Below are 18,884 nucleotides of genomic sequence, written 5' to 3' on the forward strand. Positions count from 1 at the left end.
CGTTCTCGGAGCCGCCGAGAATGTCGGTGCGAAGGGGGGCACATGTCAGCACGCACAGCACGCAGGGGTCTGGTGGCGGGCATCGCCGTGGCCGTGGCGGTGGCGGTGGCCGCACCGGCGGCCATGGCGGCGCCCGCGAGAGACGACCACGGCGCGACCCAGGAAGCCATGGACGCCAATGTGAAGGATGGCGTCGTGGGCGTGGCTCTCCAGGCCATGACCAAGGAGGGCGTCTGGAAGGCCACCTCGGGCGTCGGCGACCTGAGGACGGGCGAGGCACGCAGCGCCCACGACCGCTTCCGCGCGGCCAGCATCACCAAGACTTTCGTGTCGACGGTGGTGCTTCAACTGGAGGCGGAGGGACGCCTGTCGCTCGACGACAAGGTGGACAAGTGGCTGCCGGGCCTGGTGCGCGGCAAGGGGAACGACGGCCGGAGGATCACACTCCGCCAGCTCCTCAACCACACCAGCGGCATCTACAACTACACCGACGACGACGACTTCCAGCGCGCGTTCTTCCTCGCGGAGGGCTTCTTCAAGAACCGCCACCGCACGATGACACCGGAGCAACTGGTCGGGATCGCCACGAAGCACAAGCCGGACTTCGCGCCCGGTACTTCCTGGAATTACTCAAACACCAACTTCGTTCTGGCCGGGATGGTGATCGAGAAGGTCACGGGCAACTGGTACGGCGACGAGATCCGCCACCGCGTCATCGAGCCGCTCGGCCTGCACGGCACGAAGATCCCCGGCACCGACCCCACGGTTCCCGGCCCCCACAGCCGGGCCTACTCGAAACTTGCCGAGACAACGACCGGCAAGACGTACGACGTCACGGAGTACAACCCGTCGGCGGCCAACTCATCGGGCGAACTGATCGCCAGCCCCGGCGATCTGAACCGCTTCTACTCGGCGCTCATGCGCGGCAAGCTCCTGCCGAAGCGGCAACTCGCCGAGATGAAGACCACCGTCCGGGTCGACGGCAAACGGACCGGCTACGGCCTCGGCCTTGTCGAGCGAAAGCTCTCCTGCGGCGTCCAGCTCTGGGGCCACAGCGGCGGCATTCACGGCTCCCTCTCCGAGGCCGTCACCACCAGCGACGGCAGCCACTCCCTCGCCTTCAATTTCAACAGCGACTGGACGGGAGACAGCTTGTCGATCATGGAGGCGGAGTTCTGCGGCAAGTAGTCCCGCCTCCGGGGTGACATGAGGAAGGGCCGCCGAACGGGCGGCGGCCCTTCCCCTCCCCTCCTGGTGGTCCGAGTTCCCGATTACCGGGGAAGCACCACGACGTACGCCGCCGGATCCCGGTCGCACGACGCCATCAACGCGGTGCGGACGACGGCCGCCTGCTGCTCCAGCGAGTCACGCAGCTTCCGTGGCGTGACGTGCACGACGGTGATGCCGAGCCGCTCCAGCACCTCCCGCTTGCGGGCGTACTCGGACCACAGCGCGTCGTCCTCCTGGCGCGGGGCCCGGGTGTCGAGCTCGACCGCGACGGCCTGCTCCGGCCAGTACGCGTCGAGGCCGCCGAGGTGCGGACCGCCGGGAAGGCGGAGGTCCACGTTCCAGACGGGGTCGGGGAGGGCGTGTTCGCGGACCATCCGGTACAGGTGGTCCTCCGCGACGGCCCGCCCCTCCGCGAGCAGCGACTCCACGGCGTCGGCCACGTGCGGACGGTTCAGGAGCCGTGCCTCCGTCAACTCCCGGATCACGGCGGCGGGTTCGGTGTGCCCCGCCCGGACCGCCTCCGTCAGGAGCCTGCGCACGGTGGCCGCGTCGGAGAGTTCACCGACCGCGTCCGCCAGGGCGCGCGGCACGGGAGCGACGGGCAGGCCGGTCACGTACGACGGGGTCGGTACGGCCGGGGTGCGGACGATCCGCGCGCACCCCATGGTCCGCAGCCGGCGCAGCCGGGGGACCAGGACGTCGATCGTGTCGAGGGACGGGAGCGGGGGAGCGGACGCGAAGCCGTGCAGCGTCAGGGCGGCGAGCCCGGTGATCACCGCGTCCGCGTAGCGGGGTGTCGCCGCCGGACGGGGCTCGTCGGCGTTCGGCTGCGCGGGGACCCCGGCGACGCCGGTGGCCCCGGTGGCCCCGGTGGAGGTCTCGCGGAAGGGGGATCGGGCCGCGTACGAGAGCACCGCGTGCAGGCGCTCCTCCGAGGTGGGCGGGCCCGGGTGCAGCAGGAACACACCCGGCAGGATCTGCTGCCAGGAGCCACCGGGCCGGCACTGCTCGTTCGTCTCGGCGGCGGTGACACCCTGCGCGCGCAGCTGCGCGGCCGTCAGCACCCGGCGCGTGACGTCCGAGTGGCGACGGAGGGGGCGGGGGGAGAGCGGGGTGTTGTGCGTCATGACCCGGAGGTTCCCGCGTCGGGCCCGCCCATGAACCTCTGTTACACGCCCGTCGACAAATCCGGACAAGACCGCACTAAAGTACGTGCGTTCGACTGCCGATATCCGCTGGTCCGGACGGCGACCGAAAAAGGTTACGGCTCCGATTACCCGAATTTCGTAACCCTCAACCCGGGCGGGCGCAGGCGGCACCCGGCAAGCGCCGGTGAGCGCACCCGGCCCCGCCCAGCGGCGGTTGCCGGGTGTGCAACACCCAATCTCCCGACGGCGGTTACCTCGCCGCCGCGTCACACTCCTGCCCCCGCAACGCCCGGGCCAGATCGTCCCGCGCCTCGATCACCAGCCTCCGCAACGCCGGCGGCGCCGACGTGTGCGAGGCGAGCCACGTGTCCGTCGCCTCCAGCGTCCCCGGCGAGTCCTGGAGCGACGGGAACAGCCCCCGCACCACGTCCATCCCGATCTGGATGGACCGCTCCGCCCACACCCGCTCGATCACCTCGAAGTACTTCGCCGCGTACGGCGCCACCAACTCCCGCTGGGACGGCCGCGCGAACCCCGTGATCGTCGCCTCGACCAACGCGTTGGACAGCTTGTCCGACTCCACCACCGTGGCCCACGCCTGCGCCTTGACCGCGGCGGACGGCCGCGCCGCCAGGCACCGCACCTGATGCCGCTTCCCGGAGGCCGTGTCGTCCCGCGCCAACTCGGCGGCCAGGACTCCCTCGTCGGCGACCCCGTGCGTCGCCAGCGGTTCCAGGAAGGCCCACCGCAGCTCCTGGTCGACCTCCAGCCCGTCGATCTTCTCGGTCCCGTGCAACAGCTCCTGCAGTACCGACAGTTCGGTCTCGTCCGACGCCACCGACGCGAAGAACCGGGCCCACGTCAGCTGGTGCTGGCTGCCCGCCCCGGCCGCCCGCAGCTCCCGCAGCGCGCCCTGCGCGAGCAGCCGGCTCCCGGTCTCCCGCCACTCGGGCGCCGCGTAGTGCGTGAGCGCAGAGCCCGCCCACGCGTGCAGCATCTGCAGCACCCCGATGTCGGACTCCCGCCCGGCGAACCGCAGCACGAGGTCGACGAAGTCCCGCGCCGGCAACAGCGCGTCCCGCGTCAGGTTCCACAGCGCCGACCAGCACAGCGCCCGCGCCAGCGGGTCGGCGATGTCACCGAGCCCGGCCCGCAGCGTGTCCAGCGACGCCGCGTCGAACCGGATCTTGCAGTACGTCAGGTCGTCGTCGTTGACCAGCACCAGCGCCGGGGCCTCGGCCCCCGCCAGCTCGGCCACGACCGTACGCGGCCCGTCCACGTCCACCTCGACGCGCGCGTACCGCTCCAGCGCGCCGGAGCCGCCCTTCCCGTTCGCGTCCGTACGCCGGTACAGGCCGATCGCCACCCGGTGCGGCCGCAGCTCGGGGTGCGACTCGGCCGCCTCCTGCACCACCGCCAGCTCGTCGATCCGGCCCTCGGGGTCGAGCAGCACCTGCGGGGTGAGGGAGTTGACGCCCGCCGTCTGCAGCCAGGCCCGCGACCAGGACGTCATGTCCCGCCCGCTGGTCTCCTCCAGGACCGACAGCAGGTCGCCCAGCTTCGTGTTGCCGTACGCGTTCCGCTTGAAGTAGCGCCGGGCGCCCTCCAGGAACGCCTCGCGCCCCACGTACGCCACCAGCTGCTTCAGCACGGAGGCGCCCTTGGCGTAGGTGATGCCGTCGAAGTTGAGCTTGGCGTCCTCCAGGTCACGGATGTCGGCCGTGATCGGGTGCGTGGAGGGCAGCTGGTCGGCGCGGTAGGCCCAGGACTTGCGGTTGTTGGCGAAGGTGACCCAGCCGTTGGTGAAGCGGGTCGCCTCGACCATCGAGAAGGAGCCCATGAAGTCCGCGAAGGACTCCTTGAGCCACAGGTCGTCCCACCACACCATGGTCACCAGGTCGCCGAACCACATGTGCGCCATCTCGTGCAGGATGACGTTGGCCCGCCGCTCGTACGACGCCCGGGTGACCTTGCCCCGGAAGATGAACTCCTCGCGGAAGGTGACCAGTCCGGGGTTCTCCATCGCGCCCAGGTTGTACTCGGGTACGAACGCCTGGTCGTACTTCCCGAACGGGTACGGGTAGTCGAAGTGGTCGTGGAAGAAGTCCAGCCCCTGCTTGGTGACCTCGAAGACGTCGCCGGAGTCGAAGTAGGGAGCGAGACCCTTGCGGCACATCGCGCCGAGGGGGATCTCCAGCCGTGTGCCGTCCTCGAAGGTCCGCTCGTAGGTGTCGGTGACGTAGTGGTACGGGCCCGCGACGACCGCCGTGATGTACGTCGAGATCGGCTTCGTCTCGGCGAACCGCCACACGCCGTCCGTCTGCTCACCGACCCCGTTGCTCCACACGACCCAGCCCTCGGGGGCGCGCACCTCGAAGCGGTACGGGGCCTTGAGGTCCGGCTGCTCGAAGTTCGCGAAGACCCGGCGGGCGTCGGCCGGTTCGTACTGCGTGTAGAGGTAGACCTCGCCGTCCTCGGGGTCGACGAAGCGGTGCATGCCCTCGCCGGTGCGGGAGTAGGCGCACTGGGCGTCCACCACCAGCTCGTTCTCGGCGGCCAGGTCGTCGAGGGTGATCCGGGAGCCGTCGAAGACCTCGCTCGGGTCGAGGTCCTTGCCATTGAGGGAGAGGGCCGTCACGCGCGGCGCGACCAGGTCGGCGAAGCTCGTGGCTCCCGGGTCGGCGCACCGGAAGCGGATCGTCGTCACCGACCGGAAGGTGCGCGGTTCGCCGCCGGGCCCGCCGGCGTTCCCGACGGCGGACCGCAGGTCGAGCGAGACCTCGTAACCGTCGACGGACAACAGCGCGGCCCGCTCCTGGGCCTCGTCACGGGTCAGATTCTCACCGGGCACGGGCGGCACTCCCTCGGGGTGTGTTCAGTATGCGGACATCCCGATCCTGCCATGTACCGCGGGAATGGCCGGGGCGGTCCCCGGTGTTGCCGGGTTGTCGCCCGGTGGACCGAGCCCGCACGACTTCGCCTTATCGATCTCTTCCGAGGAGAACCATGACCGAGCAGACCTCCGGCAGGACCCCTGTCGACTTCTGGTTCGACCCGCTGTGCCCCTGGGCCTGGATGACCTCGCGCTGGGTCCTGGAGGTGGAGAAGGTCCGGGACATCGAGGTCCGCTGGCACCTGATGAGCCTCGCGGTACTGAACGAGCCCAAGATCGACGAGCTGCCCGAGGAGTACCGCGAGCTGCTGGAGAAGAAGGCGTGGGGTCCGGTACGGATCGTCATAGCCGCTCAGGAGGAGCACGGCGCCGAGGTTCTCGGCGACCTCTACACCGCGCTCGGCACCCGTATCCACAACCAGGGCGAGGGCCCGGAGAAGGAGACGGTCGCCGCCGCCCTGAAGGACGTCGGCCTGCCCGACTCCCTCATGGACCACTGGGACTCCACCCCGTACGAGCCGCAGCTGCGCGCCTCCCACAAGGAGGGCATCGACAAGGTCGGCCAGGACGTCGGCACGCCCGTCATCGCCGTCCCCGGCCCCGACGGCGAGCAGATCGCCTTCTTCGGCCCGGTCGTCACCCCCGCCCCGAAGGGCGAGGAGGCCGCCAGGCTCTGGGACGGCACCCTCCTCGTCGCCTCGGTCCCCGGCTTCTACGAGATCAAGCGCTCCCGCACGCAGGGTCCCGACTTCAGCAACCTTTCTTAGGGCTCGGTTCGCCTCCGGGGCGCTTGTGCCTGTGTCGAGACGGCGATCGTGCTCGGCCCTCCTTCGTCGGGCGCTGCGCGCTCCCCCACTCTCGGCTTCGCTCGAGCGGGAGGTGCCCCCATGCCCTCTCGACACAGGCGCGCCCCTTCGGCTCACTCGCCTAGGGCGCCCGGCGTTTTGGTCACCGGAAGGACTCGGGAAGGGTCAGGCCCTCGCTCTGTTTGCCGTACGGCTGGACGAACAGGCAGCGGCCCTTCTCGCCGTGGTTGGCGCAGCGCCACCAGCCGGCCGGGTTCTTGCCCAGGGACTCCAGGTACTGCCGTACTTCCTTGTCCGCCTTGTAGAAGGGCAGGGGCTTGCCGCCGCCGCACGGCGGGCAGTGCTTGTAGCTCGTGTCCACGCGACCTCCCGGTCCGGTCCGCCGGATCGGGCATCCGGCCGGAAACGGGAGCATAGGGTGAAAGCCGAGGAAGCGGTCAGACCGGAATGCGTCCCGCCGTGGCGTGTTCCGGCGGTCCCGGACGGTGAGAACCCCCGCGAGTCACGTCCTCGCGGGGGTTCTCCCTTTTCCCGCCTGCCCGGTGAAGGTTGAGAAGACGATCACGAGCAGGACGTCTCGGTCACCGGCTCAGGGGGTCAGCAGCAGCACGTCGGCGCGGGACTTGGCGGCCGCGTAACGGCGGGCCACGTCCTGCCAGTTCACGACGGCCCACATGGCGTCGATGAAGTCGACCTTCTGGTTCTTGTACTGCAGGTAGAAGGCGTGCTCCCACGCGTCGAAGACCAGGACTGGGGTCGAGCCCTGGCCGACGTTGCCCTGGTGGTCGTAAACCTGCTCGACGACCAGTCGTCCGCTCAGCGGCTCGTACGCCAGTACGCCCCAGCCCGAGCCCTGGGTGGTCGCGGCGGCCTTGGTCAACTGGGCCTTGAAGCCCGCGAAGGAGCCGAAGGACTCGGCGATCGCGTCCGCCAGCTCGCCGACGCCGTCCTTCTCCAGGGGCTCGCCGCCGCCGTCACCCGTCATGTTCTGCCAGTAGATCGAGTGCAGGATGTGGCCGGAGAGGTGGAAGGCCAGGTTCTTCTCCAGGCCGTTGATCGCCCCCCAGGTCTCCTTGTCCCGCGCCTCGGCCAGCTGCTCCAGGGTGTCGTTGGCTCCCTTGACGTACGCCGCGTGGTGCTTGTCGTGGTGCAGCTCGATGATCTCGGGGCTGATCACGGGCGCCAGTGCCGCGTAGTCGTACGGCAGTTCGGGAAGTGTATAGACGGGCATGGGGGTCCCCTCCGACCTCTTATTGCAAAGTACTTGCAAGTGCACGCTAGCAGCAAGAGACTGTGGGGGCGTGCCCAGGCACGCCAAAGGGCCCTCGCGCGAACCGACCGTCCGTCCTCCGCGCGAGGGCCCTGAAGTGTGTGCGTGCGATGTCGGCGTGCGCCGCGCTGAGGTCAGCGCGTGGCGCGCACCCGCTGCCGGGCGTACCCGACCACCGCCAGGACCAGCGTCATCCCGCCCGTCCAGTACAACTGCGTCCGCGTCCCCGGCTCCCGGGCCATCAGGACGAAGATCGCGGCCATCCCCGCGAGCGCCACCCACGTCAGCCAGGGGAACGCCCACATCCGCACGACCAGCCGCTCCGGGGCCTCCCGCTCGATCCGGCGGCGCAGGAGCAACTGCGAGACGGCGATGAGGATCCAGACGACGAGGACCACCGCCCCGATCATGTTCAGCAGCCAGGGGAAGACGTCGTCGGGGCGCCAGTAGCTGAGCAGGACGCAGAGGAAGCCGAAGACGCTGGAGGCGAGGACCGCGATCCGGGGGACCCCGCCCGACACCCGCCCGATCGCCTTCGGGCCCTGCCCGCGCGCCACCAGCGAGTAGGCGATCCGGGACGAGCCGTAGATGTTGGCGTTCATCGCGCTCAGCAGGGCCACCAGCACGACCACGTTCATCACCTGACCGGCGCCGGGGATCCCCAGGTGGTCCAGGGCGGCGACGTACGGGCCCTTCTCCACGACCTCCTTGGAGTCCCACGGGACGAGGGTGACGATGACCGCCATGGAGCCGATGTAGAAGAGGGCGATGCGCCACATCGCCGTACGGACCGCCGTGGCCACGCCCTTCACCGGGTCCTCGGACTCGGCCGCCGCGATGGTCACGGTCTCCAGACCGCCGTACGCGAAGATCGACGCCAGCAGCCCGATGACCAGGCCGTCCGCACCGCCCGGCAGCAGACCTCCCTCGCCGGTGAGGTTGGTGAGGCCGGGCGCGTCGGTGCCGGGCAGGACACCGGCCACGGCCAGCACGCCCAGCACCAGGAACAGGGAGATCGCACCGACCTTCAGCGCGGCGAACCAGAACTCGAACTCGCCGAAGTTCTTCACGGCGGCCAGGTTGGTGCCCAGGAACACCAGCATGAACAGCGCCACCCAGGCCCACTCGGGCGTCCCGGGCAGCCATCCCGTCACGATCTTCGCGGCGCCGATGCCCTCCAGTCCGACGGCCGTGCAGAGCAGCACCCAGAACGACCAGCCGGCCGTGAAGCCCGCCCACGGACCGATGGCGCGTTCGGCGTGCGCGGAGAAGGAACCCGAGGACGGGTACGCGGCGGACATCTCGCCGAGCATCCGCATCACCAGCATGACGAGGAGCCCGGAGAGCGCGTACGCGAGGACGATCGAGGGACCGGCGGCGGCGATGCCCGCCCCCGACCCGACGAAGAGACCCGCGCCGATCACGCCGCCGAGGGCGATCATCGACAGGTGGCGCTGCTTGAGGCCGTGGGACAGGGACGCGTCGGGCTCTTGTGGAGCCTTGACGGAGGTGCTGGGCATGGGCGCGGTTCGTCCAATGCGTGAGATCGGCAAAAACGCCGACAGTCTGAACAGCCCCTCCACACGCATGGAGGGGCTGTCCGCTATCCGGACACGACCGGCACGGAAGGTGACTACGCGGCTACGGGCGTCCTCTCCTCCCGGGCGGCCACGGACGTGTAGTGCGAGGCGTCCCCCTCGATCGAGTAGCTCTCCTTGCCCTCGATGCCCACCGGGACGTCACCGGCGACGGTCACCCGGTGCAGCCGGCGCGGCAGACCGTCGTAATTGTCGATGGCGTAGTGCTGGGTGATGCGGTTGTCGAAGACCACGAGCTGGTTCTCCGACCAGCGGTGACGCAGCACGTTCTCCGGCCGGGTCACATACGACTGGAGCAGGTCCAGGACCTTGCGGGACTCGCCGAACGACAGGTCCACGATCCGCTGCGCGAACCCGCCGATGAACAGGCCGCGTTCGCCGGTCAGAGGGTGGACCCGGACCACCGGGTGAGCCGTGCGGTAGGTGATCGAGGTGAACTGGGCGCGCTGCGCCGCCCGTTCCGCGTCGATCTCCTCGTCCGGCACCGCGTAGTCGTAGTCGTTGGTGTGCTCGGCCCACAGGCCGTCGGCCAGCCGCCGCAGCGGCTCGGGCAGGTCCCGGTAGGCCGCCGCCGCGTTGGCGATCAGGGTCTCGCCCCCGTACGGCGGGACGGTGATGCTGCGCAGGGTGGTGGCCTGCGGCGGGTTGAGGACGAACGTGACGTCGGTGTGCCAGTGGTTGGCGCGCCCCCGCTCGCTGTCCACGGGCAGGACGTTCGCGGCACCCGCGACGGCCGAGACGGTCGGGTGGGCGGTGGTGATGTCGCCGAAGTGCCGGACGAAGGCCTGATGACCGTCGTCGTCGAGGTGCACGTCGTCGAACACGAGCGCCTTGTGGACGTTGAGCGCCTCACGCAGCGCGGCGACCGTCCGCTCGCCGAGGGGATGGGAGACGTCGACGCCGGAGACCCGGGCGCCGATGTTCCCGGTGACCTTCTGGATGTCGATGCTCATGGCGTGGTTCCTTTCAGTGGATCAGACGAGGGCGGGTGCGGACGCGGACGCGACTGGGAGGGCGCTGACGTGCTGGTTGGCGGGGCGGGACAGGCCGTAGCGGTCCCGCAGGGTCCGGCGCGGGCCGTACTCGGTGCGGAGCAGACCACGGGCGCGCAGGATCGGGACGACGTGCTCGACGAAGGCGTCGAGACCGGATGGCAGCACCGCGGGCATGATGTTGAAGCCGTCGGCGGCGCCTTCCGTGAACCAGGTCCCGATCGTGTCGGCGACCTGCTCGGGCGTCCCGGCGAAGGTGAGGTGCCCGCGACCACCGCCCAGCCGCCCGATCAGCTCCCGTACGGTCAGCCGGTCGCGCCGGGCCAGTTCGACGACGAGCGTGTAGCGGCTCTTGGCCCCCTCGATCGCACTCTCCGGCGGCAGATCGGCCGGCAGCGGTGCGTCCAGCTCCAGGGAACCGGCGGGCAGTTGCAGCAGCCGCTCCAGGTTGCCCACCCCGTGCGTGTACACGATGTGGTCCTCCAGGACCCGCTCGGCCGCCCGTGCCTCGGCCTCCGTCGACCCGAGGACGGGGACGATCCCGGGCAGCACCTTGACGTGCTCGGGGTCCCTACCGGCCGCGGCTGTACGGGACTTCAGGTCGGCGTAGAAGGCCCGCGCGTCCCCGAGGGTCTGCTGCGCGGTGAACACGGCCTCCGCGTACCGCGCGGCGAACGCCTTTCCGTCCTCGCTGGACCCCGCCTGCACCAGCAGCGGATAACCCTGCGGCGAGCGCGGCACGTTGAGCGGTCCCTCGACGCTGAAGTACCTCCCCCGGTGCCGGGGCGGATGGATCTTGCTGTCGTCGCCCCAGACGCCGGTCTCCTGGTCGGCGACGATCGCGTCGTCCTCCCAGCTGTCCCAGAGCTTCAGGGCCACGTCGAGGAACTCGGCGGCCCGGGCGTACCGCTGGGCGTGCGCGGGCTCGGCGTCCAGACCGAAGTTGCGGGCGGCCTCGGCACCGGCGGTGGTGACGATGTTCCAGCCGGCCCGGCCGCCGCTGAGGATGTCGAGCGAGGCGAACCTGCGGGCCAGGTTGTAGGGGGAGTTGTAGGAGGTGGAGGCGGTGGCGATCAGCCCGATGTGCTCGGTGGCCGTCGCCAGCGCGGTCAGCAGGGTGAGCGGCTCCAGGGCACCCGCCGGACGCTGGCCCACGCTGCCCCACAGCTGCGGCGCGTCCGCCAGGAACAGCGAGTCGAACGTGCCGCGCTCGGCGATCCGGGCCAGCCGCACGTAGTGGTCCAGCTCGACGTGCGCGTACGGGTCGGACTCGGGCAGCCGCCACGAGGCCTCGTGGTGCCCGGTGTTCATCAGGAAGGCGTTGAGGTGGAGCTGTCGTGCGGACACGTGTCTGTTCTCCCGGGTCACTGGGGGTTCTCCGTGGTCGTGGGCGGTGCGCCGGCGTTCACTGGTGGTCTGCCGTCACACCGAGCGCGGCCAGCAGCCGCTCGCGGTACTCGCCCAGCAGGGGATCCCGGTACGAGCGCGGGTGCGGGCGGTCGATGGTCAGGTCGAGGCCGATGCGGCCGTGTTCGAGCACGAGGACCCGGTCGGCGAGCACGATCGCCTCGTCCACGTCATGGGTGACGAGCAGCACGGACGGCCGGTGACGCTCCCACAGCTGCCTGAGCAGGGTGTGCATCCTGATCCGGGTGAGTGCGTCCAGCGCGCCGAACGGCTCGTCGGCGAGCAGCAGTTCGGGCTCGCGGACCAGGGAGCGGGCCAGCGCCGCGCGCTGGGCCTCACCGCCGGACAGCTCGTTCGGCCAGGCGCGCTCACGGCCCCCCAGGCCCACCTCGGCGAGGGCCGCGCGGCCCTTGTCGGCGGCGTCCTTGCCCTCCGTGCCGAGCAGGACGTTGTCGAGGACGCGGCGCCAGGGCAGCAGACGGGAGTCCTGGAAGACGACGGACACCCTGGTCGGCGCGGTGAGCCGGCCGCTGCCCGCCACCTCGTGGTCGAGTCCGGCGACCGCCCGCAGCAGCGTGCTCTTGCCGGAGCCGCTGTGCCCGAGCAGGGCGACGAACTGTCCGGCGGGGATGTCGAGGTCGATGCCGTCGAGGACCTTGCGCCCGTCGAACGACCTGGTCAGGTCGCGGAGTCGGACGGCGGGCGGGGCGGTCGTGGCCGTGGTGACCGCCGGAGGCTCGGTGGCGGTCAGCTGCGTCGGAAGCTCGGTGGCGGTCAGCTGCTCAGTGTGCGTCGCCATGACAGCACCCTCCGTTCGATGAGACGGACCGCGCTGTCGGAGACCAGGCCGAAGATCCCGTAGACGGCCAGGCCGACGAGGATGACGTCGCTCTGGCCGTAGTTCTGGGCCTGGAACATCATGTAGCCGAGTCCGTTGGTGGCGTTGATCTGCTCCAGGACGACCAGACCCAGCCAGGAGCCGGTCACCCCGAGCCGCAGACCCACGAAGAAGCCGGGCAACGCGCCGGGGACGACGATCTGCCGGACGAACTGGAACCTCGACAGGCCCTGCACCTCGGCGAGTTCGACGAAACGGCTGTCGATCCCGGCCAGCGCGGCATGGGTGTTGAGGTAGATCGGGATGTAGACGACGATGGCGATGATCGCGATCTTGAAGGTCTCACCGATGCCCAGCCAGAGGATGAACAGCGGAATCAGACCCAGCGTCGGGATCGCCCGGTTGAGCTGCACGGTCCCGTCGATCAGCGCCTCGCCGGTCCGGCTCAGCCCGGAGGCCAGGGCGAGCACGATCCCGGCGGTCAGCCCGATCGCGAACCCGGACCCGGCCCGCTGCAGCGAGGTCACGATGTCCGTCGTCAACGTCCCGTCGGTCCACAGGCGGACACCGGTCTCCAGCACCGTCCAAGGCGCCGGGATCGCCGCCGGATCGAGCTGACCTGCGGCGGAGGCGACGGCCCAGAGCGCGAGGAACAGCACGGGCCCGACCAGCCGGGAGGCGGGCAGCCGCTTCCCGGGGGAGAGACGGCGACGCCTGCGGACCTGGACGGTCTCCTGCACGGCCACGCCGGCGCCGGATGAGAGGACGCCGGAACGGGACGCGCCGGGGCCGGTCGTGTCGCTCACGGTGCCCGCCGCGGTCGGGGCGGCGGCTCCCGTGGTCACGGCGCTCACCTGCGGTACTCCGCGGTCACGGCCTGCGCGGCGATCCCCTCGAACCGCCGGTCGAAGAGCGTGCCGACGTCGAACTTCCTCACGAAGCCGCCCTCCGCCAGCAGATCGGCGGTCTCCTGCTCCCACCTGATGGCCTCGTCCCAACTCGGCGGGAACAACGGCTTGTTGGCGAGCTCACTGATCGACTCGGCCTGGGCGGCCGTCAGGTTCTGGGTCTTCACGTAGAACTCCTCGTTCCAGATGTCCGGGTTCTCGTACTGCCAGACCGCACCCTTCGCCCAGTACGGGATGTACGCGGCGACGGCGGCGGCCTTCGCGGAGTCGGCCAGCACGGAGGCCGGCGCCCACAGCAGGCTGAGCAGGTCCACCACGTCGGTGGGGATCGTGCGGGCGCCCTTGGACTCGTACTGCTGGAGGTAGGCGGGCGCCTGCTGGTTGGCGAGCGGAGCCACGTCCACCTGACCCGACTGGAGGGCCGTCAGGAACTGGTTGCTGGTCAGCGGGACCAACTCGGCGTCGTCGTGGGCGAGTCCCGCCTCCTTCAACGCCCGCAGGAGGACGACGCCCTGGGCCTGCCCCTGGGAGAAGGCGAGCTTCCTGCCCCGGAAATCCTTGACCGTGGTGATGTCGCTGCCGGGTTTGGTGGCGAAGAGATAGTTCGGTTTCCGGGTGAGATTGATCGCGACGATCTTCGCGTCGTATCCCTGGAAATGCGCCTGGATCGGCGGGATCCCCGCATTGTTGGCGACGTCCAGCGAACCCGACCGGAAAGCGTTGATGACATCCGGGCCGGCGCCGATGTTCGCCCAACTGCTCACCCGGAAGGGCAGATCGTCGAGTTTCGCGAGCTCGAGTTGCAACTCCTGCTGATTCTGGAACGAGGAGATCTTCAGGCTCGTACCCCGGGGAACCCTGGTGGGCAGCGGCGCGTCCGCCGCCGTGCGGGCGGTCGCCGCACTGCTGTCGGCGCAGCCACTGAGCCCGGCCGCCGCGGCCGTGACGCCGAGCAGTGAGGTGAGGAGGAGTCGCCGGTCGAAACCGGGCACGGCGGAAGAAGGCATGGGAGGACCCCCAGAGAAGAAATGTGTGACTGCGCGCACTGAAGCGCACGGAGAAACCGTGGGAAAAACGGACGGGGACAGCGGAGAACCGCGTAAGTGGATTCCACGCAGGAGAAAGTGCCGCGTAGCCGGAGTGCGCCGGGCACTCCGGGACGTCAACGGGTCAGCAACAGAGGGTGCGACAACTCGTGAGCAGCATGAATACGATGTTCCCGGTCTTCGGCAAGGCCTGTCAACATTCGGAGTTTCTGAATTAACCGATCACGGCCGAGGCGCGCTCCGGAAGCTCCAGACGCTCCACGGACCCCAGTGGATCCCGGAACAGCACGTCCAGGGCCACCGCCCCGCCCGCCGTGGCCGGCACGGAGTCGGGGAAGCTCGTCGGCACCACGGCCGCCGCCCGGCCCGCCCCGACCACCTCGTGCAACGCGGCGAGACAGTCCGCCCGGCCGATCACCCCGATCTCGGTGACGACCACGGTCTCCGGGTTCAGCACGTCGAGCAGCAGCTCCGCCGCCCGCCCCACCATCCGCGCCCGCTCCATCAACAGCCGTACGGCCGTCGCGTCGCCGTCCGCCGCCGCGGCCAGCACCCGCATCGGGTTCGCCCCGTCGACGACCCCGGCCTCCCGGGCCCGCCGGCACAGGGTCCGCTCGCTCAACTCGACCTGGAGGCAGCCGACCCGCCCGCAGTCGCACGGCTCGGTGCCGCCGGGCAACGGCAGATGGGCGACCGAACCGGCCTGTGAGCGCGGCCCGTGGTGCACCTCGTCGTTGGTCGCGAACGCCGCGTCGACCATGTTGCCCACGAACAGGTGCAGCACGCTCCGGCTGCCCCGCGCCTGCCCGAACAACTGCTCGGCGCCCACCAACGCCCGCGCGTGTCCGTCCACATGGACCGGCAGCCCCGTGAGACCACCGAGCACCTCCCGCACCGGCACCTCACGCCAGCCCAGCAGTGGATGCTCGACGACGGTCCCGGTCTCCCGGTCCACCCAGCCACCGGCCGCGAAGCCGACGGCCAGGGCCCGGCGGCCCGGCGTCGCGTCCAGCAGGGCCCGGAGTTCATCGGCTGCCCGCGCCAGGATCGGTCCGGGCTCGGTGGACACGTGCTTCGACCGCCGCTCCACGAGCACCCGTCCACGCAGATCGAGCAGCGCCACCGTGGTGAACGGGACGGCCACATGCACCCCGCCCACCACGAACCGCGAGTCGTCCAGGTCCAGGGGCACATGCGGACGCCCCGCCGCCTTGGAGCGTCGGGGAGGCTCGGCCGCACGGAGGAGTCCGAGCCCGGTGAAGCGGGCGCAGTAGTCGGTCACCGACGCCGGCGACAGCCCGGTCACCCGGGCGATGACGCTGCGCGCCACGGGACCGTGCTCCAGCACGGACCGCAGGACCACGCTGGCACTGGTCCGCCGCCGGTCACTGTCCGCGGCACGCGGCACGGGAGACCCGGGAGCGCCGGAAGGCGCCGACGGGGGAGCGGACCGAAAGGCGGTGGAAGAAGCGGGAGTTGGGGGAGAGGGGGCATGAAGGGTGGGTGCTGTCGCGGCACGCGGCATGGCGATCATCCTCGGGAACGGGTCCGACACTGCGCCTCACGGAGGGCGGGACGTGCCGGAGCCGCCTCACCCGGGTCGGCGACAGGTGGCCGCGCCCACGCGTCGCAGGTCGACGTAGCGACGCGACGTGAAGTACCGGGCCTGGGCAACCATGCGTCCGAAGCTAGCAAAACGGCCCACCGCTGCCCAGACGGCGACCGACGGGCGAGACGGCACCTGTCCACCCCGCCGACCCGATTGGTGAAACCCTACAGACGCGAGGCGACACCCCGTCAGGACGCAAGCCACTCCACCTCAGTGACCGGTGTCACGCCGTACCGGGTGTAACCCGCATCCTTTGTCCGAAGTCCACCAAGCCGTCGATCGACCCTTTGTCGAGCGCTGACGGTGTCCGGCGCACGGCGCCTGGGATAGCGTCACCGAGTCCCCGCCCCCGTCACCCGCCGGAGTGAACCCGAACATGAGCACCGCCGCCGCCACGTCAGCCCGCCCCGGCGAGGTCCTCGCCGACCGTCTGCCCTTCACCGGCGCCCGCGCCCGCGACATCGCGCTCGTGGTCGGCGGCGCCGCGCTCACCGGGCTCGCCGCCCAGATCGCGGTGCCCGTGCCGGGCTCGCCGGTCCCGGTCACCGGCCAGACCTTCGCGGCCCTGCTCGTCGGCACCACCCTCGGCGCGGGCCGCGGTGTCGCCTCCCTCGCCCTGTACGCGCTGGCCGGCCTCATGGGCGTGCCGTGGTTCGCCAACGGCACGTCCGGCGTCGGCGTCTCCTTCGGCTACATCCTCGGCATGATCCTGGCGGTCGCCGCCGTGGGCGCCCTGGCCCGTCGGGGCGGCGACCGCTCCACGCTGCGGATGGCCGGCACGATGCTCGTCGGCGAGGCGATCATCTACGCCGTCGGCGTCCCGTACCTCGCGGCCACCGCCGGCATCAGCCTCTCCTCCGCCGTCGCGCTCGGCCTCACCCCCTTCCTGATCGGAGACGCCCTCAAGGTCGCGCTGGCCATGGGGCTGCTGCCGACGGCATGGAAACTGCTGAAGAAGTGACCTCGTGACGCCCCGCCACCGAGCGGGCGCCGCGCCCCCGAAGAGGCTCGCCGGGTCGTACACCGACCGCACCACGGCGAGCCTCTTCGGCGTTCACGCGTGCGCCGCTTCCTGGTGGAGGCGTTCCCGGGTCAGGACTCCTGCCGGGCACGCCGCTGGTTCCACCACAGCCCCGCCGCACCGGCCGAGATGAGCGCGGCGCCCGCCATGCCCAACGGCAGGACGCGGTCGGCCGGACCGGTCTGCGGCAGCTCGTCCGGCTGGTCGTCCTTCCCGCCACCGCCACCGCCGCTGCCACCGCCGTCGCCGTCTCCACCGTCACCGCCGCCGGGGGTGACCGGGCTGTTGTCGGTGCCGAGGAGCAGGGGCGTGGCGGGCTCGTTCGGTGCCTGGTTGGTCGCGCCGAACGGGACCGGGCCCTGCTGCCAGTACGTCTTCGAACCGTCGGCGTTCTGCACCGGCAGACAGATCTTGCCCCGCTCGCTCAGGTCGTACGTGGCGTCGATCGCATAGGTCTTCGACTTTCCGGCCGCGAGATCGTCGATCGCGCACGCGAAACCGCTGTTCGCGCCGTCGGGAAGGTCCCCCTCCGGAATTGCCGAACAGCCCTTGACGTTCTTGACCGTCATGCCGTCAAAACCGACCACAAGCAATCGGATTTCACCGCTCGCCTTGCTGCCATCGTTCTTCACGACGCCGGTGATATCCGTTTCCCCGGACGTGTTGTCGACTTTGATTTCCTTGGACAGCAGGGTCGAGAGCTTTACGTCCGCCGGTGCCGCGTCCACGGTCTTTCCGCCGTGATTGCTCAATCCTCCCTCGTCGTCCGCCGAGGCGGTGAAGCCGAGGATCATCACCGACGTGAACGAGGCGGTGAGCAGCGATCCGGCCATGGCAGTCTTACGATGAGAACTCATGTTCCATCCCCCTTGCATCCCCCTGGCCGTGCCTGAATTCACGGCCTATGAAGAGGTACCACAAGATTTCCCAGCACTATGCTGGTGCGGCACGAAGTGTGACCAATGCGCGACGATGTGGTTCCTCTGAGGCGCGTGCGGTCAGTTGTGAAAGGGTTGCCGAAGGGGGGCATGGGGGTGCCGGAAATAACGCGTGGCGGTGTTCCTGGTCTTGTCGTGGCCGACCGTTATCGGCTGGTCGAATGCATCGGTCAAGGAGGAATGGGGCGGGTCTGGCGGGCCACCGACGAAATACTCGACCGGCAGGTCGCCGTCAAGGAAATGCGTATCGACGGTCACGACCCGGAGGACAGCCGCACCCGACGCGAGCGAACCCTGCGCGAGGCCAGGGCCACGGCCAGGATCGACCACCCCAACGTCGTCCGCGTCTACGACGTCGTCGACGCGGGCGAACGGCTCTGGATCGTCATGGAACTGGTCGACGGCCGCTCCCTGGAACGGCTGGTGGCGGAGGACGGTCCCCTCGACGCGCACGACACGGCCAGGATCGGCCTCGAACTGCTCGACGCGCTGGGCCAGGTGCACGCCCAGGGCGTCCTGCACCGCGACATCAAGCCGGCCAACGTCCTGATCAGGCGCGCGGGAACCCACCGGGCCGTCCTCACCGACTTCGGCATCGCCGCCATCCAGAACGCCGAGGCCCTCACCATGGCCGGCATGCTCGTCGGCTCCCCCGACTACATGGCCCCCGAGCGCGTCTCGGGCCGCCCCCAGGGCCCGCCCTCCGACCTCTGGTCCCTCGGCGCCACGCTCTGCGCGGCCCTCGGCGGCCGTTCCCCCTTCTCCCGCACCACCACCCTCGCCACCCTCCACGCCGTCCTCTACGAAGAGCCCGAACTGCCCACGGCCGCGGGCCCCCTCCGACACGTCCTGGCCGCCCTCCTCGAAAAGGACCCCGAGGCCCGACCAGGCCTGCCCCGCCTCACCGAGGCACTGCACGCCCTCACCACACCCCCGGCGGGCCAGGGGGACACCGGAGTCGGATACGCCGAAGCAGGGCGAGAAGACGCGGAGTCCGACATCGCGGCACCCATGGCCGGCCTCGACGAGCCGATCGCGAACCCTCCGACGCCACCCACCGAGAGGAGGCAGAGGCCACCGGACGGAAGCGGGCGACCGCCGACCGGCCCCGCCCCGGAAGCCGAGACGACGCCCCCTTCACCCGGACCCTTATACAAATCACAAGCTCCCGACAAAAAAC

16 protein-coding genes are annotated in these 18,884 nt (G+C 70.4%); 4 read left to right on the plus strand and 12 right to left on the minus strand.

The window, feature by feature from the left end; translation table 11 throughout:
* The first annotated feature begins 42 nt into the window (after positions 1–42).
* A complete protein-coding gene (locus tag P1P70_RS08035) occupies positions 43–1,188 on the plus strand; it encodes a serine hydrolase domain-containing protein (protein WP_319235769.1) in 1,146 nt (381 codons plus the stop codon).
* Between the two features lie 83 nt (positions 1,189–1,271).
* Here the strand turns inward: P1P70_RS08035 and P1P70_RS08040 are convergent, their stop codons facing one another.
* Complete coding sequence (locus P1P70_RS08040; RefSeq protein ID WP_319235771.1) at positions 1,272–2,357, minus strand: hypothetical protein; 1,086 nt, start codon at positions 2,355–2,357, stop codon at positions 1,272–1,274.
* Between the two features lie 271 nt (positions 2,358–2,628).
* Positions 2,629–5,229 (minus strand): aminopeptidase N, encoded by a 2,601-nt coding sequence (pepN, locus tag P1P70_RS08045; RefSeq protein ID WP_319235773.1) that lies wholly within the window; start codon positions 5,227–5,229, stop codon positions 2,629–2,631.
* A 155-nt stretch (positions 5,230–5,384) separates the two neighbouring features.
* Between pepN and P1P70_RS08050 the strand changes: the two genes are divergently transcribed.
* Positions 5,385–6,038, plus strand: coding sequence for a DsbA family protein (locus P1P70_RS08050; RefSeq protein WP_319235774.1), 654 nt, complete (start codon positions 5,385–5,387; stop codon positions 6,036–6,038).
* 181 nt (positions 6,039–6,219) lie between these two features.
* Here the strand turns inward: P1P70_RS08050 and P1P70_RS08055 are convergent, their stop codons facing one another.
* From P1P70_RS08055 to P1P70_RS08095, 9 genes are all read right to left on the minus strand, one after another.
* On the minus strand, positions 6,220–6,438 hold the full coding sequence (locus tag P1P70_RS08055) for a hypothetical protein (RefSeq protein ID WP_319235776.1): 219 nt from the start codon (positions 6,436–6,438) through the stop codon (positions 6,220–6,222).
* A gap of 228 nt (positions 6,439–6,666) precedes the next feature.
* Positions 6,667–7,308 (minus strand): superoxide dismutase, encoded by a 642-nt coding sequence (locus tag P1P70_RS08060; protein WP_319235778.1) that lies wholly within the window; start codon positions 7,306–7,308, stop codon positions 6,667–6,669.
* Positions 7,309–7,481: 173 nt separating this feature from the next.
* Positions 7,482–8,867 (minus strand): amino acid permease, encoded by a 1,386-nt coding sequence (locus tag P1P70_RS08065; RefSeq protein WP_319235780.1) that lies wholly within the window; start codon positions 8,865–8,867, stop codon positions 7,482–7,484.
* 113 nt (positions 8,868–8,980) lie between these two features.
* The gene (locus P1P70_RS08070) at positions 8,981–9,898 is read right to left on the minus strand and encodes a TauD/TfdA family dioxygenase (RefSeq protein ID WP_319235782.1); all 918 of its coding nucleotides are present in this window, start codon (positions 9,896–9,898) and stop codon (positions 8,981–8,983) included.
* 21 nt (positions 9,899–9,919) lie between these two features.
* Positions 9,920–11,284 (minus strand): LLM class flavin-dependent oxidoreductase, encoded by a 1,365-nt coding sequence (locus P1P70_RS08075; protein ID WP_319235783.1) that lies wholly within the window; start codon positions 11,282–11,284, stop codon positions 9,920–9,922.
* Between the two features lie 58 nt (positions 11,285–11,342).
* Positions 11,343–12,143, minus strand: a complete 801-nt coding sequence (locus P1P70_RS08080; protein WP_319235785.1) for an ABC transporter ATP-binding protein — start codon at positions 12,141–12,143, stop codon at positions 11,343–11,345.
* Positions 12,119–12,928, minus strand: coding sequence for an ABC transporter permease (locus tag P1P70_RS08085; RefSeq protein WP_319235796.1), 810 nt, complete (start codon positions 12,926–12,928; stop codon positions 12,119–12,121). The genes P1P70_RS08080 and P1P70_RS08085 overlap by 25 nt, the downstream gene beginning before the upstream one ends.
* A gap of 104 nt (positions 12,929–13,032) precedes the next feature.
* Positions 13,033–14,097: an ABC transporter substrate-binding protein gene (locus P1P70_RS08090; protein WP_319235787.1), complete on the minus strand. Its 1,065-nt coding sequence runs from the start codon at positions 14,095–14,097 to the stop codon at positions 13,033–13,035.
* 253 nt (positions 14,098–14,350) lie between these two features.
* A complete protein-coding gene (locus P1P70_RS08095) occupies positions 14,351–15,661 on the minus strand; it encodes an ROK family protein (protein WP_319235789.1) in 1,311 nt (436 codons plus the stop codon).
* 460 nt (positions 15,662–16,121) lie between these two features.
* Here P1P70_RS08095 and P1P70_RS08100 point away from each other — a divergent pair, with 460 nt between their 5' ends.
* Positions 16,122–16,706: a biotin transporter BioY gene (locus P1P70_RS08100; RefSeq protein WP_319235790.1), complete on the plus strand. Its 585-nt coding sequence runs from the start codon at positions 16,122–16,124 to the stop codon at positions 16,704–16,706.
* Between the two features lie 131 nt (positions 16,707–16,837).
* On the opposite strand, the gene P1P70_RS08105 is transcribed toward P1P70_RS08100, so the two are convergent.
* Positions 16,838–17,623 carry a cell wall protein gene (locus P1P70_RS08105; RefSeq protein WP_319235792.1) on the minus strand — a complete coding sequence of 262 codons (786 nt, stop codon included), beginning with the start codon at positions 17,621–17,623 and terminating at the stop codon, positions 16,838–16,840.
* A 261-nt stretch (positions 17,624–17,884) separates the two neighbouring features.
* Here P1P70_RS08105 and P1P70_RS08110 point away from each other — a divergent pair.
* Positions 17,885–18,884 (plus strand): serine/threonine-protein kinase (locus P1P70_RS08110; RefSeq protein WP_319235794.1); only part of this gene is annotated, 1,000 nt, incomplete at its 3' end.

The organism is Streptomyces sp. MB09-02B (genome assembly GCF_033794485.1).
In the GTDB taxonomy this organism is placed as follows: domain Bacteria; phylum Actinomycetota; class Actinomycetes; order Streptomycetales; family Streptomycetaceae; genus Streptomyces.

Coding starts and splice junctions, on each gene's coding strand:
- P1P70_RS08095 (WP_319235789.1), bottom strand. CDS start 15,661: ATGCCGCGTGCCGCGACAGCACCCACCCTTCATGCCCCCTCTCCCCCA.
- P1P70_RS08040 (WP_319235771.1), bottom strand. CDS start 2,357: ATGACGCACAACACCCCGCTCTCCCCCCGCCCCCTCCGTCGCCACTCG.
- P1P70_RS08070 (WP_319235782.1), bottom strand. CDS start 9,898: ATGAGCATCGACATCCAGAAGGTCACCGGGAACATCGGCGCCCGGGTC.
- P1P70_RS08050 (WP_319235774.1), top strand. CDS start 5,385: ATGACCGAGCAGACCTCCGGCAGGACCCCTGTCGACTTCTGGTTCGAC.
- P1P70_RS08105 (WP_319235792.1), bottom strand. CDS start 17,623: ATGAGTTCTCATCGTAAGACTGCCATGGCCGGATCGCTGCTCACCGCC.
- P1P70_RS08035 (WP_319235769.1), top strand. CDS start 43: ATGTCAGCACGCACAGCACGCAGGGGTCTGGTGGCGGGCATCGCCGTG.
- P1P70_RS08060 (WP_319235778.1), bottom strand. CDS start 7,308: ATGCCCGTCTATACACTTCCCGAACTGCCGTACGACTACGCGGCACTG.
- P1P70_RS08090 (WP_319235787.1), bottom strand. CDS start 14,097: ATGCCTTCTTCCGCCGTGCCCGGTTTCGACCGGCGACTCCTCCTCACC.
- P1P70_RS08065 (WP_319235780.1), bottom strand. CDS start 8,867: ATGCCCAGCACCTCCGTCAAGGCTCCACAAGAGCCCGACGCGTCCCTG.
- P1P70_RS08080 (WP_319235785.1), bottom strand. CDS start 12,143: ATGGCGACGCACACTGAGCAGCTGACCGCCACCGAGCTTCCGACGCAG.
- P1P70_RS08100 (WP_319235790.1), top strand. CDS start 16,122: ATGAGCACCGCCGCCGCCACGTCAGCCCGCCCCGGCGAGGTCCTCGCC.